The sequence below is a fragment of the Cyanobacteria bacterium GSL.Bin1 genome (genome assembly GCA_009909085.1).
GTDB lineage: Bacteria > Cyanobacteriota > Cyanobacteriia > Cyanobacteriales > Rubidibacteraceae > Halothece.
Window position 1 is genome coordinate 1 of sequence record JAAANX010000135.1, and the last position, 14,993, is coordinate 14,993.

General features: G+C 42.8%; 16 protein-coding genes and 1 tRNA gene. 7 read left to right on the forward strand and 10 right to left on the reverse strand.

All coding sequences use genetic code 11. The features are described from left to right. The coding region (locus tag GVY04_16860; GenBank protein NBD17737.1) for a divergent PAP2 family protein at positions 1–104 on the forward strand (104 nt) is incomplete at its 5' end. Between the two features lie 167 nt (positions 105–271). Here GVY04_16860 and GVY04_16865 read toward each other — a convergent pair. Both GVY04_16865 and GVY04_16870 read right to left on the reverse strand, forming a co-directional pair. Beyond that, complete coding sequence (locus GVY04_16865) at positions 272–607, reverse strand: DUF2488 family protein (protein NBD17738.1); 336 nt, start codon at positions 605–607, stop codon at positions 272–274. A gap of 7 nt (positions 608–614) precedes the next feature. After that, a complete protein-coding gene (locus GVY04_16870) occupies positions 615–1,349 on the reverse strand; it encodes a pyridoxine 5'-phosphate synthase (GenBank protein ID NBD17739.1) in 735 nt (244 codons plus the stop codon). Between the two features lie 128 nt (positions 1,350–1,477). Here GVY04_16870 and GVY04_16875 point away from each other — a divergent pair, with 128 nt between their 5' ends. Together GVY04_16875 and GVY04_16880 are read left to right on the forward strand one after the other, a co-directional pair. Then, positions 1,478–2,590 carry a Gfo/Idh/MocA family oxidoreductase gene (locus tag GVY04_16875; GenBank protein NBD17740.1) on the forward strand — a complete coding sequence of 371 codons (1,113 nt, stop codon included), beginning with the start codon at positions 1,478–1,480 and terminating at the stop codon, positions 2,588–2,590. 8 nt (positions 2,591–2,598) lie between these two features. After that, positions 2,599–3,348: a hypothetical protein gene (locus GVY04_16880; GenBank protein NBD17741.1), complete on the forward strand. Its 750-nt coding sequence runs from the start codon at positions 2,599–2,601 to the stop codon at positions 3,346–3,348. A gap of 409 nt (positions 3,349–3,757) precedes the next feature. Here GVY04_16880 and GVY04_16885 read toward each other — a convergent pair whose 3' ends face one another. Continuing rightward, positions 3,758–5,167, reverse strand: a complete 1,410-nt coding sequence (locus tag GVY04_16885; protein NBD17742.1) for a bifunctional orotidine-5'-phosphate decarboxylase/orotate phosphoribosyltransferase — start codon at positions 5,165–5,167, stop codon at positions 3,758–3,760. Between the two features lie 261 nt (positions 5,168–5,428). Here GVY04_16885 and GVY04_16890 point away from each other — a divergent pair, with 261 nt between their 5' ends. Beyond that, positions 5,429–6,247, forward strand: a complete 819-nt coding sequence (locus GVY04_16890; GenBank protein ID NBD17743.1) for an FkbM family methyltransferase — start codon at positions 5,429–5,431, stop codon at positions 6,245–6,247. Positions 6,248–6,303: 56 nt separating this feature from the next. Here the strand turns inward: GVY04_16890 and GVY04_16895 are convergent, their stop codons facing one another. From GVY04_16895 to ruvB, 6 genes are all read right to left on the reverse strand, one after another. Beyond that, entirely contained in the window at positions 6,304–6,807 is a 504-nt protein-coding gene (locus GVY04_16895; protein ID NBD17744.1) for a hypothetical protein, read from the reverse strand. Between the two features lie 15 nt (positions 6,808–6,822). Next, the gene (locus tag GVY04_16900) at positions 6,823–9,099 is read right to left on the reverse strand and encodes a heavy metal translocating P-type ATPase (GenBank protein NBD17745.1); all 2,277 of its coding nucleotides are present in this window, start codon (positions 9,097–9,099) and stop codon (positions 6,823–6,825) included. 67 nt (positions 9,100–9,166) lie between these two features. Further along, positions 9,167–9,523, reverse strand: coding sequence for a DUF86 domain-containing protein (locus GVY04_16905; GenBank protein ID NBD17746.1), 357 nt, complete (start codon positions 9,521–9,523; stop codon positions 9,167–9,169). Beyond that, on the reverse strand, positions 9,513–9,803 hold the full coding sequence (locus GVY04_16910) for a nucleotidyltransferase (protein NBD17747.1): 291 nt from the start codon (positions 9,801–9,803) through the stop codon (positions 9,513–9,515). Before GVY04_16910 ends, GVY04_16905 begins: the two co-directional genes overlap by 11 nt. A gap of 36 nt (positions 9,804–9,839) precedes the next feature. After that, positions 9,840–11,291, reverse strand: a complete 1,452-nt coding sequence (locus GVY04_16915) for a multicopper oxidase domain-containing protein (protein NBD17748.1) — start codon at positions 11,289–11,291, stop codon at positions 9,840–9,842. Between the two features lie 193 nt (positions 11,292–11,484). Continuing rightward, entirely contained in the window at positions 11,485–12,537 is a 1,053-nt protein-coding gene (gene ruvB / locus GVY04_16920) for a Holliday junction branch migration DNA helicase RuvB (protein NBD17749.1), read from the reverse strand. 32 nt (positions 12,538–12,569) lie between these two features. On the opposite strand from ruvB, the gene hisF reads away from it, so the two are divergent. From hisF to GVY04_16935, 3 genes are all read left to right on the forward strand, one after another. After that, on the forward strand, positions 12,570–13,343 hold the full coding sequence (gene hisF / locus GVY04_16925) for an imidazole glycerol phosphate synthase subunit HisF (protein ID NBD17750.1): 774 nt from the start codon (positions 12,570–12,572) through the stop codon (positions 13,341–13,343). A gap of 87 nt (positions 13,344–13,430) precedes the next feature. Continuing rightward, on the forward strand, positions 13,431–13,613 hold the full coding sequence (locus GVY04_16930; GenBank protein ID NBD17751.1) for a hypothetical protein: 183 nt from the start codon (positions 13,431–13,433) through the stop codon (positions 13,611–13,613). A gap of 70 nt (positions 13,614–13,683) precedes the next feature. Continuing rightward, a tRNA-Ala gene (locus GVY04_16935) sits at positions 13,684–13,756 on the forward strand. Between the two features lie 86 nt (positions 13,757–13,842). On the opposite strand, the gene GVY04_16940 is transcribed toward GVY04_16935, so the two are convergent. Further along, positions 13,843–14,703, reverse strand: a complete 861-nt coding sequence (locus GVY04_16940) for a TonB-dependent receptor (GenBank protein NBD17752.1) — start codon at positions 14,701–14,703, stop codon at positions 13,843–13,845. Positions 14,704–14,993: the final 290 nt, after the last annotated feature.

The window sequence follows — 14,993 nt, forward strand, 5'->3', positions numbered from 1 at the left end:
ATGAGGAAAAACTGAAAGAACTTCTTGGACATACCCCCTTACAAGTCATTGTTGGCGTCATTTTGGGGGTCGCGATCGCGCTACTGGCTCAATCTTGGCTGTAATTGCTGATTGAAACTAGGTCTGAAATTGAACTCATTTCTGCTTCAGCGCGATCACGCGCTACTCAGTCAATTGATATTATTAAAAATTACGTTGATTGATCTTCCTTAGTCATTAGTCATTAGTCAAAAGTTGGGTTCTACATAGTGCAACCCAACCTGAGATCAGTTTAAGCAGTAGTTTCAGTTTCTAAGGAGGCTAAAGGATCGGGAATTTCTTCGGAAGGGGCTTGAAAACTTCCGGTTAAGACAAATTCTAGGCGTAACTTTAACCAATTAATGAAATTAACATTGGTAGAAATAACGGCAACAGAAGGCTGGGGACATTTTTCTTTAACTGACTTGAAACTCCCTGCTTCTAAAAATGCCGGCTGTTTAACTAACCAAAAGTCAATCTCTTTGTTATGTTCTTTGTAGTAACGATACCGTTCTTCTAAGACTTCTTGGAACGGTTCTTCTTCTAAAAGGAATTTTTGACTGGCTAAAACGTAGTAATAAGTTTGCATCGTTTCCTTACTGTTTGATGAGTGACTTCATTTCACGAACGGCTCGTTCTAATCCTACCAAGACCGCCCGACTAATGATACTATGACCGATGTTCAGTTCTTCCATACCGGGAATTGCCGCAACTGGGGCAACATTATAATACGTTAATCCGTGTCCTGCGTTAACTCGTAAGCCCAGAGAAAGGGCGCGATCGCTGCTTTGTTTTAACTGGGCTAATTCTGTTTCCCGAGTCTGTTCTGTTTTCGCTTCGGCGTATCTTCCCGTATGGAGTTCGATCAATTTTGCCCCCGTATCGGCGGCGGCTTGAATTTGCGTCGCATCGGGATCAATAAACCAACTCACCGGAATCCCTGCACCTTGTAATTGTTCGACTAGCTGCTTCATTCGGGATAAATCACCGGCAACATCTAACCCACCTTCGGTGGTGACTTCTTCCCGTTTTTCAGGGACAATGGTTACATAATCCGGCTTAATCTCTAAGGCAATGGCAACCATCTCCTCCGTCGGTGCCATTTCTAAGTTTAAGTGGGATTGTACTGTTTCTCGCAACAGACGAACATCGCGATCTTGAATGTGGCGGCGATCTTCTCGTAGATGCACGGTAATGCCATCCGCGCCACCGAGTTCGGCTAATACAGCTGCTGCAACGGGATCGGGTTCGATGGTACGTCGCGCTTGTCGAATGGTGGCAATATGATCGATATTCACCCCAAGGGTTACGGAGGGTTGTGGCTGAGTCATATTGGACAGATGAAAATAATAAGGCCAATCCAAGATAACATCTTCTTGGGCTCAAATCGCTGGAAAAGGTAGCATGGGTTTCCGGATTTCGGATAAAATCACCTCAAGAAGCATTACGAGGAGAAAGGATGAGTAATCGACCACTCGGCGTGGCAGTTGTGGGAACAGGCTTTGGACAAAAAGTCCATATCCCCGTGTTTCAGATTCATGAAGAAACCAAACCGGTTGCAGTCTATAATCCTAGCTTAGATAAAGCCCGCGCGATCGCTCAAGAGAACGATATTCCCCACGCCAGTAACCAACTCGATACGATTCTCTCTCTCCCTGATGTGGATGCCGTGAGTATTTCCACACCGCCCTTTTTACACTACGACATGGCAAAAGCGGTTCTCAACGCTGGGAAACATCTTCTCCTGGAAAAACCCTTGAACTTAAACGCGGAAGAAACTCGGGAACTCTATCATTTAGCCCAAGAAAAAGGAGTGGTTGCAGCCAGTGACTTTGAATTTCGCTGTGTACCGGAATGGCAACTCCTGGCAGAGTATTTAAAAAATGATTATGTCGGCAAAAAGCGACTGGTGAAAATCGATTGGGTGTTAGGGAGACGGGCAAATCCCGAAGGCAGCTGGAGTTGGTATGCCCAAAAAGAGAAAGGCGGCGGTGCTTTAGGTGCGGTTGGCTCTCATGCCTTTGATTATATTAACTGGTTATTCGGGGGAGTCAATCGGCTATGTGCGGTCTTATCTACAGCGATTCCTGAACGTCGGGATCCGAAAGAAGATGGAAAACTCAAGCCCGTCGATTCTGATGATACCTGCTTATTAATGCTAGAGTTAGCGGATGGCACCCCCTGTCAGTTAACCATTAGTTCGGTCGCGTATCAAGGGCGCGGACATTGGCTGGAAATTTACGGCGATCGCGCAACCGTCGTCCTTGGTAGTGGTAACCTAAAAGATTATATCCATGGTTTCCGGATGCTAGCAGCACCCGCAGGAGAAGAGCTTTCTGAGGTTTTTATTCCCCAACATCTCAGTTTCCCAAAAGTCTATCAAGAAGGGCGCATTGCACCGGTTCTCCGCTTAGTCGATCATTGGGTAAAAGCCATTGAAACCCGACAGCCCATGGTTCCCTCCTTGCGAGAAGGAGTCTATTCCCAGTTACTGATGGATTTAACCCATCAATCTCATGAACAAAAGCGTTGGGTGGATGTCCCTAATTTTGACGCGTTTTTAGGGCGGTAGCACCTCCGATGAAGACGATTGTCTACCAAAGTGTCTGTCCGGATCAAATCCCGGATTGGATACAAACTTGTTTAGAAAGTGTTCGGGCTTGGTGTAATCAGCAAAACTATGACTATACATTAATTGGCGATGAAATTTTTTCCCTTATTCCTCGCTGGTATTGGGAAAAAACCTGCCATCAGAAAGTCATTGCAACCGACTTAGGCAGACTTTTACTCGCCAAACAATTTCTCCAAGAAGGTTATGATCGCGCCATTTGGTTCGATGCGGATGTCTTAATTTTTACCCCAGAATTATTAACAATTCCCATCACCCAAGAGTATGCTTTTGGCAAAGAAGTCTGGGTGCAATATAAAAATAACCAACTGAAAGCTTACCCAAAAATTCACAATGGGATCTGTATTTTCTGTCAAGGGAATAGCTTTTTAGACTTTTATATCCATGCTTGTCAGCGCATTATTCAAAACTTTCAAGGGAAACAAATGGTTCCGCAATTGGTCGGACCAAAATTTCTCAGCGTCCTTCATAATACAATGCAGTTACCATTAATTGAAGAGGTTGCTATGTTTAGCCCCCTCGTCTTACAAGATATTCTAAATGGTGGCGGAGAGGCGTTAACATTGCATCAGCAAACTCAAAATAGTCCGATTTATGCAGCCAATTTAAGTTCTTCTTTTCTGGGAAAAAAAGAAGGATTAAGTGAAGAGAGTTATCAAAAAGTGACAGCAAGGCTTCTTAAGCATAAAACGAGTTTATGAAACGGATCATTTTGGCATAATAGAATATATGACGTGAGTGAAGTATTATGATGACTCTTTAACAACTCAATCAAGAAATTGCTAACTTATCACCCAGTGATCGACTGAAGTTAGTCCACCTCATTATTCAATCTCTTGAAAGTGAACTAGATGAATCCGTTGAAAATTTGATGCAAGATCAAAGCCATTCTAGTAAAATAGCTCTCATCCCAAAAATGTGTGGTTTTTTAAAGAATGATCAACCCACAATTTAATTAGCTCAATTCATCAATAACGGGTTCTTTTAAAGAAATTTGTTGTATGCGGTAATAGTAATGCTTCCGATTACTACTGATTAAATTAGAATTAAATATTAACGCAATAACTAACTCACTGCCAAAGACAATCGCACTCTATAATTCTTTTCAGATTACTCGTAAATCAATAGTTGATATTGTTGCTGACTAATTCTTCCCGCTTCGTACAACGTTTGATTAATTTCGGAAATTTTCAGAACAGAGTGAGCACGATATCCTTTTGCTTTTAAGCGATCTTTTACGCCCTTTTCATGATCAATAAAGACAACAATATCTTCTACGTTCAACCCTTGGGATTCTATTTTTTCTGCCCCTTCAATTGCGCTTTTCCCACTAATTAAAATATCATCAATCACGACCACTGTTTCCCCGGGTTCAAAATGTCCTTCAATCACTCGTCGGGTTCCGTGGGCTTTCACTTCTTTACGGGGATAAATCATGGGATGATGGAGCCGTAGTGATAACCCGGTAGCAGTGGGAAGCGCCCCATAAGGAATTCCCGCAATGCGATCAAACGTTAACGTCTCTAGAATTTCGGAATAAGCATTTAAAACTTGTTGGAAAATCTGCGGTTGGGAAATAATTTTTCTCAGGTCAATATAATAGGGAAATTTTTCTCCTGAAGCTTGGATGTAATCCCCGAATAAAATGCAGTCGAGGTCATAGAGTTGTAAAATTAAATCTTGATGAGGATGGTCAGTTAGTAAACAAACATCGCTTGTCCAAATCTGACAAAATCGATCCGTTTCCGTCACATCTTGACGAACATTATTAATCTTTTGATTGAGATCCAAAATTGATTCTTCTAAGGTTTCTTGCTGTAAAAAGTCTTGTGGAATCGGAATTAATAATCCACTCCCAGTATCGTTAAGACCAGCTGCAATCAGAGGAGCAATTTCTGTAGATGTCCAAAGGCTACGGGCTAAAATCAGTCGTTCTGGGGCATTTTCACGCACCGATCTCAGAATATTAACATCATTGGTGCCAATTTCTAAACCAACTTGTTCGGATGTTCCCCACTTTTGTGCTTCCTTTACTAATTCTAAATAAAGCGGAGAAGTTGCATTGGGATAATCTTGGATAATAGAAGCAGTGGGGTTAGAGGTACGACAGGTAACGAAAATCGTTTTATCAGGATGTAAGAGAAAAGGTGCAGCTTGATCTTGCCCAGAAATGGGATTAATTGTAATGGCATCAATTCCCCATTTTTCAAAAACAGTTTCTGCAAGAAACGTGCTGGTATTTAAATCGCCATGTTTGGCATCGAGAATGACTGGAATTGAAGAGGGAATTAATGGTAAAATATTTTCTAGCAGTTCCATTCCGGCTGACCCCATTGCTTGGTAAAAACCTAACGTTGGCTTATAAGCACAAACTTTATCCTGTGTTTTTTCAATAATAAATTGTAACCAATTCCCGGGATTTTGTCCTTGAGGAATCATTTCTGGGTTCGGATCAAGCCCCAAGATTAGCAATGTATTGTTTTGCGCGATCGCGTGTTCTATTTTATTAACAAAATTCATAATTGAAATTTATTCAGATTAATCCCTTTCTTGATAAGATGTTATTATATGATCTAGATTTTTATTATTTTGAGTGTTATAAAAAACTTGGGCAAGTAAATGACTATTAGTTAGCGATTGCTTGCTGAATCTTCAGTTGCCAATTGTTTATAACGACCGATTTACAGTAGGATAGGAAGAGGTCTGATTGATCGCTAATTCTAGTTTTTCTCTAGACCACTCAGACGAGTTATAACATTGTTATTTTTATTCAAAAAAATCATGCGTGTCGAAGCCTGTTGTCAAAGTTTGCTTAAAGAAATCCTACCACACGTTGACTCTCGTCGAAAAGGAGTCTGTCTAGATGTTGGGGTAGGAAACTTTGCATTTTATTGTAATTTATTTTCTCAGTTAGGTTTTTCAACGATTGCGATTGAACCTTCTCCTAATAAAAAACTACGGCGTATTTGCCAACAAAATTCTATTCAGCTATTAGAATATTGTTTATCTAATAAAAATGGAATGCAGGCTCTACACTTAGGAAGATTTGCGTATTTAAGCAATCAAAATTTTAATTCTCTCGAATCAGAATGGTTTGCATCTTCTCAAAAAACAAAATTAGTTTCTACGATTGATTTATCAGCATTAATACAACTAACTGGTATAGAAGAAATTACTTGCTTTAAATTAGATATTGAAGGTTGGGAAGTGGTTGTAATGGAACAATTCAAAGGACTCTCTCCGTCGCAATTACCGAAGATAGTTATGTTTGAATATGGAGGAGGAAGCCGTCGCTATCATGGACAAAAAGGTTGGTCACCTAAATTTCTCAACGGAACAATGAAGTGCTTAGAAACATTAAAAAAGTGTGGATATGGGTTTAGCATCATGATTGATTATGCTCCTAATGCAAGACCAAAAATTTTTGATTTACAGTCTCTCACTTTAGATCCTGATACCTTATTTATTCCCAATGCTGTTTATGGAAATATTATTAGTTTTCGTGGCTTTGCTTATTCCGAAAGTGCAATCACTAAAATTACGAATCCTTATAACGGTAAATGGCTAAACTGGCTAATAGAAAGATTTGTTACGAATTAAAATTCTAGTTTTATCAGGATTTAAGTATCAAGTTCTAGAAGTAAAGCACAGAATTTTTAATTAACAATAATTTTGCCTCGGTACATTTTCATCCCGCAAGTAAACTCATAGTCTCCTGGTGTTTTGGGTGTAAATTCGACACTGGTAATCTGATTTAAAGCTAAATTCACAGAACGATTAAAATCAGGAATTAGAACTTGCTCTAAACAACTGCTTGGATCACGACGTAGGAAATTAAGTCGGACTGGTTTGCCGGCACTCACCATAATTTCTGTGGGTTCGTAGCCACCATCAACCGTAATTGTTACCTCTTGAGTATCGTCTTTTTCTTCCGCTTTTTTCGCTGTTTTTTCACTGAATAAAAACCACCAAAGTTCTAAACCAATCAACCCAATACCACCGGCAGAGACTAAAAGTTTTATGGCTAAGGGTTGTTGAATTTTCTGAAAACCTCGATTCGATTGTGTTTCTGCTGCTGTCACTGGAAAAATCGTCATTAAGCTCAGAACTATTCCAGTTAAACTAGACAATAAAATCTGTTTTTTTCTGGTATGAAACATAATTTCTCTAGGTTCCTATTCCACTTCAAAATTTCGCAAGCGTAAAGCATTAGTTAAGACAGAAACAGAACTAAATGCCATCGCTGCACCCGCAATAATCGGGTTGAGTAACCAACCGAAAAGGGGGTATAAAATACCTGCAGCAATGGGAATTCCCGCCACATTATAAATAAAGGCGAAAAAGAGGTTTTGGCGAATGTTATTCATGGTGGCGCGACTGAGTTGAATCGCCGTCACAATTCCATCCAAATCCCCAGAAATCAGCGTAATATCAGAAGTGGTAATAGCAATATCAGTTCCTGTGCCAATGGCAAGTCCGATGTCGGCTTGGGCGAGTGCAGGGGCATCATTAATGCCATCCCCAACCATGGCAACGGTTTTGCCTTCCTGTTGTAAGCTGACAATATGGTCTGCTTTTTGCTCCGGACGCACTTGGGACATGACCCGGGGAATGCCAACCTGTTGCGCGATCGCGCTGGCAGTTTTCTCATTATCCCCGGTAATCATCACCACTTCCAGTCCAAGTTTCCGTAAAGCTTTCACAGCATCTGCGGAAGAAGGCTTGAGGGTATCGGCTAAACCAATCATCCCTTCTAAAGTTTCATCCACAGCAACCCAAATCACCGTTTTGCCATCGGCTTCCCATTGACTGGCTTTTTCTGCAAACTGATCGGTCTCGATCCCTAGTTCATTCAACCAGCGTGCTGTACCAATGCGGACTTGCCGATCAGAAACCATTGCTTCGACGCCGCTTCCGCTTACCGCATTAAACTCTTTAATTGTCCCCTTGAGATCAACCCCTTGCGACTTGGCATAATCGACGACTGCTTCGGCAAGGGGATGTTCCGACTGTTGTTCCACCAAGCCCACTAGGCGCAATAACTTTAACTCATTTTGATCGGCTGTCCCAAAGGTGGTGACAAAATCGGTAACACTGGGTTTGCCTTTGGTTAGGGTTCCGGTTTTATCTAAGACAATTGTATTAAGCTTGTGGGCAGTTTCGAGACTTTCAGCACTTTTAATCAAGATGCCATTTTCTGCCCCCTTACCGGTTCCTACCATGACGGATGTGGGCGTTGCTAAACCTAACGCACAAGGACAAGCAATAATCAACACTGCCACCATATTAATTAAAGCGAGGGTGGGATTGCCCATGATATTGAACCAGAGAAGGAAAGTGAGTAGCGCGATCGCGATAACAACGGGGACAAACCAACCGGTTACTTGATCCGCTAATTTCTGAATCGGGGCTTTCGATCCTTGGGCTTGTTGCACTAACTGCACAATTTGAGACAGTACCGTATCTTTTCCTACCCGCGTAGCACGGAACTGAAAACTTCCGGTTTTATTCAGGGTTGAACCCACCACTTCGTCTCCTGCCGATTTTTGGACCGGAATGCTTTCTCCGGTGACCATACTTTCATCAATGGTGGAACTACCTTCAACCACTTCCCCATCTACTGGAATCTTTTCCCCTGGACGGACAACGACAATATCCCCCACTTGCACGTCTTGAATCGGAATATCTTTCGTTTCGCCATCGCGGATGACACGGGCAGAACGGGCTTGTAAGCCAATTAACTTGCGAATGGCAGCAGAGGTTTCCCCTCGTGCGCGATTTTCCATGAAACGCCCGACTAAAATCAGCGTAATAATCACCGCCGCACTTTCGTAATAAACTTGTGGGGTTAACCCTTGCTGAATGAGAAAATCATCAAATAGCGTCGCAAACAGGGAATAAAAATAAGCCGCACTGGTTCCTAATACAATTAAGGTATCCATGGTTGCAGCACGATGACGAAAGGCTTTCCAAGCGTTGCGATAGAACTGATAGCCACACCAAAACTGGACCGGCGTTGTCAAAATAAATTGAAACCAAGGATTATGTAACCAACTGGGAATGATAGCTATCTCTAAGCCCGTCATCATCGGGAGAGAACCCACAATGAGAATAATTGAGATGACGCTACCCACGATCATTTTACGAATTAAATCTTTAGATTCCGCTTCCCGTGCCACAATTTCGGCATCGCCTCTACCGGTCATCATCTCGTTTTGGGAGTGAACAGAAGCCCCATAACCTGCATCTTCCACCGCACGAGTAATGGTTTCAACACTGGTTTGTTGGGGCTTAAAGTGAACCGTTGCTTGTTCGGCTGCAAAGTTCACCTTGCATTCTTCTACTCCCGAAACATGACTAATCGCCTTTTCAATCGCATTTGCACAACCCGCGCAACTCATCCCTTCCAGTTTCAGTGTCGTTGTTTCGGTTTCTAACTTATCTGTGGTCATGACATCATCCCCGTCAGCGCTGGTTCTATCTTAAAGTCTCCAGTGGGCTGGAGAGTCAAATTAATTCTTAGAGTTCCTCGTTGTCTAAAATTTTTTGTAACTGAGGACGTAATTGCACTAAATCATAATTGATTGTATCCCAGACAATTTCATAACTTACTCTAAAATACTCATGTACTACTCGATTACGAAGATCATTCATCTCTCGCCAAGGGACTTCTGAATAACGATTTTTGATTTCTTCAGGAATGCTTCTCGTTGCTTCGCCAATAATTGTCAAATTATATAAAATTGCCTCAATCATCATCGGATTATTTTTGAATTCCTCAAACGTTAATCCCTGCGTGTAGTCTTTAATTTTTAGAATAGAATTTTGAATATCCTTGATTTTATGTTTCCATGAATTATCCTTTTCAGAAAACATGAATCAAATCCTTAATCATGGTTTGACGACAATATTCTCGTAAAGCCTCTTTTGTTCCTAAATCGACAGAGCAACCTAAACAATCTTCTAGATAATGTTCTATTTTTGAAACTTTAAAGAAACCAGCTGGTCTTTCTAAGTCAACTAATACGTCCACATCACTATTTTGATGAGCTTCATTACGAGCAACAGACCCAAATAATGAAAGAGATTTTACGCCTAATTTTTTTAGTTCTTCTTGGTGCGCTTGTATTTTTAAGATGATATCGTTCCGTTGCATCATGATAATTGGGAGAAGAAAATTAATTTTTTTATCTTATCCATTCATTACAATAATTCCCATCATACCTAAGTCTTCATGATCTAAAATATGGCAATGATAAACAGTTTTTCCCGCAAAATCTTGAAAGGGAATCCGAATGCGGACGCTTTCTCCTCTGGGGACTAAAACGGTATCTTTCCAAGTGCGATGGGTTACTGGTTGACCATTGCGACTCATGATTTGAAAGGGATTGGTATGTAAATGAAACGGATGATCCATCACCCCTGTATTAATAATTTCCCAATCTTCTACGGTGTCTAAACTGACTCGCGTATCAACTCGGCGTGGATCAAAGGCTTGTCCATTAATTAAAAACTGCATTCCTCGACCGGGAAACATCCCATGATTGAGGGTAAACTGACGGACTGTTTTCGGTTCGGGTAAGGTTTCGATAGGGATTAACTGTTGCGGGAGGGGTAAGGTTTCGGTTTCACCAGAATAGTTCAAGGTTGCGAGCGTTTGCGGAGTCTCTCTTTGATTCCGTCTTCTACCCATCATCCCACCTCCCATCATCCCGCCACCCATCATTCCCATTTGTCCTCGTTCATAGGGTAGGTTTAGCAGTCGATATTGTCCGGGTTCAGCATTCCCTTGGATTAAAACCTCAGCCCGTTCTCCGGGTGAAAGTAACAGTTCCGACAATTGAATGGGAGAAGCGGTTGCGCCAGCATCCGTTGCAATCAGATAAAGGGGATGTCCTTCCAGTTGTAAGCGATAGAAGCGAGACGTGGAAGCATTCACGAATCGTAATCGGAGTAAGCCACCGCTAGGAATCGAGAACTGAGGATTCACTTGTCCATTGACCGTTAAGATTGGACCATCACGTCCCATCATTTGCATCCCGTGGAAGGGTTGAGATCGCCCTCTCGCTGCAGTTAGGTCAAAGTCTTTGAGAAAGAGAAATTCCTCTTTCGCTTGTTGAATTTCTGGAATGTCATCCAATGCACCGCGAACAACAAAAATGCCACCTAAGCCACCAAATACCTGCTGTGCTACATAGCCGTGTAAATGAGGATGATAATAACCCGTTGTACCGTAATGATTGTCTGGAATGGTAAATTCATAGGTGTAGGTTTCTCCAGGGGAGAGTTGTAAAAAGATGTTATCTGCTGATCCTTCTGGAGAAATGTGCAACCCATGATAGTGAAGATTAGTCGGTGCCGATAAACTGTTTGTGGCGTGAATGCGAACGCGATCGCCCGGATACGCTTCTAAGCGAGGTCCTGGAATTTGCTGGTTATAACTGAGTAAGTTTCCTTGTTTCCCTGCAAAGGAAAAGACATGAGATTCGATATCAAGATTGACTTCTAAAAGTCCCTCTTGACTTTTAAAGACAGCGGCAGAAGCGGACGCATCTTTCCCTCGCGTCTGGGAACTCGCACATTGACTGAGTAAGATGCCTCCTAGGGTGCTACCACTCAGGATTAAAAACTGTCGGCGTTGCATGGTTTGTTAACTTTCCCCAACGAGAGTTTAGCGGTCAACTCCTCCTTCCCTGCCGCATTCCGCAGTTTAGGGAAGCATCATTTCTAACTCCCTTCTAGTTTAAAGTCTCCAGTCTAGGGGAGAGTCAAATCCTTTTGAATTAATTGGTAAATTGAGATAATTTTCTATCTTGGTTAAGCTGTACGTTTAACAATTAATAGCCTAAATGCTTCATTGCCTTTTCCGTCACCATTCTACCTCGCGGAGTACGCTGCAAAAAGCCAATCTGTAACAAATAAGGCTCATAAACATCTTCAATTGTCAGTCGATCTTCTCCGGTGGCAGCCGCGATCGCGTCGAGTCCAACCGGTCCGCCATGAAACTGCTCGATCATCGTATTGAGAAGCAAGCGGTCTGTCCAATCTAAGCCCATTTGATCCACTTGAAATAATTCTAGAGCTTCGGCGGCAACACTTTGACTAATTGCCCCAAGTTCTTTCACTTGCGCGTAATCTCGCACCCGCTTCAAGAGGCGATTGGCAATGCGAGGGGTGCCGCGCGATCGCGCAGCAATTTCTTGTGCCCCTGCTAAGATCACTTCTGTTTCTAAAACCTGTGCTGTACGAGTTACAATCTCGGTTAGTTCATCTACTTCATAAAACTGTAACCGCTGGACCATCCCAAAGCGATCGCGCAAGGGAGAGGTTAACGATCCGACGCGAGTGGTCGCTCCGACTAAGGTAAATGGTGACAGCGGAATACTGCGTGTTTTTGCGCTTTGTCCTTTGCCTACCGTAATGTCAAGCCGTCCATCTTCCATCGCGGGATACAACAGTTCTTCTGTAATCCGATTCAAACGATGAATTTCATCGATAAACAAAACATCCCCTGGATTTAAATTGACAAGCAAGCCGGTAATATCTCGTGGTCGTTCTAAGGCTGGGGCAGCAGTAATTTTACAAGCGACATTCATTTCTGTTGCTAAAATGAGGGAGATGGTGGTTTTCCCTAAGCCGGGTGGTCCATACAGCAGCAAATGATCCATTGCTTCGCCGCGTTGTTTTGCTGCCTGAATCGCGATGGTGAGGAGTGCTTTTAAGTCTTTTTGTCCGATATAATCAGCAAGGCGTTGGGGACGAAGAGAATCTTCGTTACTACTCGTTTCCTCTGCGGTGGGATTACTCTGTAATAACTCATTGCGTGGCTTCCGTTCTCGGGAAGAGGGCTGAGTGGGTTTTCCTTGTTCAGAGGAGCGTTTAATCGCCATAATGATTGAACAATAATTGAGAAAGGACTGTAATGGTTTTAGCTAAACGCATTTTACCTTGTCTGGATGTGAACGCTGGGCGCGTTGTCAAAGGAGTTAATTTTGTCAATTTACAAGATGCCGGCGATCCGGTGGAACTTGCCCAGAGATATGATGCAGCCGGTGCCGATGAATTAGTTTTTTTGGATATTACCGCAACCCATGAGGAACGGGATACGATTCTCGACGTTGTGCAGCGCACCGCAGAACAAGTGTTTATTCCCCTTACAGTTGGCGGTGGGATTCAATCCTTAGAACATATTAAAAATTTGTTAAGAGCCGGTGCTGATAAAGTGAGTATTAATTCCGGTGCCGTCCGGAATCCAGATTTGATTAATCAAGCCAGCGATCGCGTGGGCAAACAATCAATTGTCGTTGCTATTGATGCCCGTCGTCGTGAAGATCCCAACAATCCGGGGTGGGATGTTTATGTGCGAGGGGGACGAGAAAATACGGGTCTAGACGCGATCATGTGGGCCAAAGAAATGGAACAACGGGGGGCGGGAGAATTATTAGTAACGAGTATGGATGCCGATGGCACACAAGCGGGATACGATTTAGAACTCACTCGTCGCATCAGTGAAACCGTGACGATTCCCGTAGTTGCTTCTGGGGGAGCGGGCAATGTTCATCACATCTGTGAAGCTTTCACAGAGGGGAAAGCAGAGGCAGCGCTCCTTGCATCCTTACTCCATTATGGGCAATTGACCGTGACTGAGATTAAAGAATACATGAAACAACAAGCGGTTCCTGTTCGCATAAATTAACATTATTCAATATAAAGTTACACACTAGAGGGCAAAACTGGGAATTTATGTATTAAGATAGAGATAAATTGTTACATTTTATTAAATATGTTGTTATTTATTTTCATTTTTGATGTTGCCCTCGTGGCTTGGTCACTGCACTTGATGCAATCAGCTTTTCAATATCAAGAATTTTCATTAATGCTTGCTGGCGCACTAGTAGCTATTTCAGCCGCTGCGATCATGGTTTCTTATTTTATGATGGGAAGTTGTTTAGGTTATCTCAGTTAATTCCCTTATTTGTGATCAACCCACCCTTGACAAACTGGATAGGTGCAGGGCATGATGGATAGATGCGCTCGGGGCTATAGCTCAGCTGGTAGAGCACCTCAATGGCATTGAGGGGGTCAGCGGTTCGAGTCCGCTTAGCTCCATTGAAACTTTGAATATCGTGGCTTCTCACCGTTCCCAAAGTAAGGAATGCACTGAATTTTAAGAAACGTCGGCGAGAGGATATAACTTACCAACTAAGACGATAATTAACCGTAACGGTTCTTCCCGATTCAGCGAAATTATTAATGTCTCCTCGTAGGGCTTGGGAATAGACAGAGGAGTATTGATTATCCAATAAATTATAAACGCCCACCTGCAAGGTTCCTTCACCAATGCGAATACTGCTGATATAGTCCACAAGGAAATAGCCGTCAATGGGGTCGGGCTCAATGCCTTCTTCAAATGCGCGATCGCGATCGCCTACGACTAAAAATTGTAAGCGATTTTGCCAACCGGGCGTGGTCTGATTTTGGACATAGGCGGTAACTTTAAGCGGTTGCATGCTAAAGCTATCCAAGGGTTCAAATTCTCCTTCATCGTTCGGATCGCGCTCCCCTTCATTCCAACCGATAATACCGCCAAATTGCCAATCCTCAACCGGTTGCCAATCCACACTCGCTTCTACGCCATAAATCCGTTCGGGAGCGCGTTGTAACTCAAGAATATCGCGATCATTCTGTATAAGACGAGCGCCCAGTTCTGAATAATTATAGAAGCCGGCAAGAGCAAACTGCACAGACTCCCAATTGCCCCGAATACCAATTTCGTATTGATCAACTTTTTGCGGTTGCAAGTCATCAATTGACCCATCAATGGTAAAAGTAGAAGGCGTGGGCGGAAAGCCGAGAAAACTCAGGAATCGAGGAACTGAAAAGCCTTGGGAGAAGTTCACGAAAGCACTAAATTCTGGCGTAATTTTGTAAACGGTACCGAGGTTAAACACCGTAGAATCAAAGTTTCGTTCTCCCCCTTCCACACTGGCTTCTTGGGCATCGAAATTGGGATCGAAAAAGCGATTGAATTCTGAAAACCAGTCATATTCTACTATTCCCTGTTCCCTATTCCCTAGTGCATAGCACTATATAAACTAGGTGCAATACCAAACTTTTTGCGAAATGCACTAGTGACATCCTCCAGCACTCAATCAAAGATTAGAGTGCTGGCTTCCCATCCTCACGAATGGGCATTGCTCCCCTACGCCAGTTATCTAGGCACATTGCCCCCGACACCTCGACGGGGCTTACAAGGGGGCGAATTCATTTCGCCCCCTTGTAAGCCCCTTGACTTGAGAGCCTATTTCTTGCTTTTCGGGAGTCCCCCGATACGTTTCTATTCCTC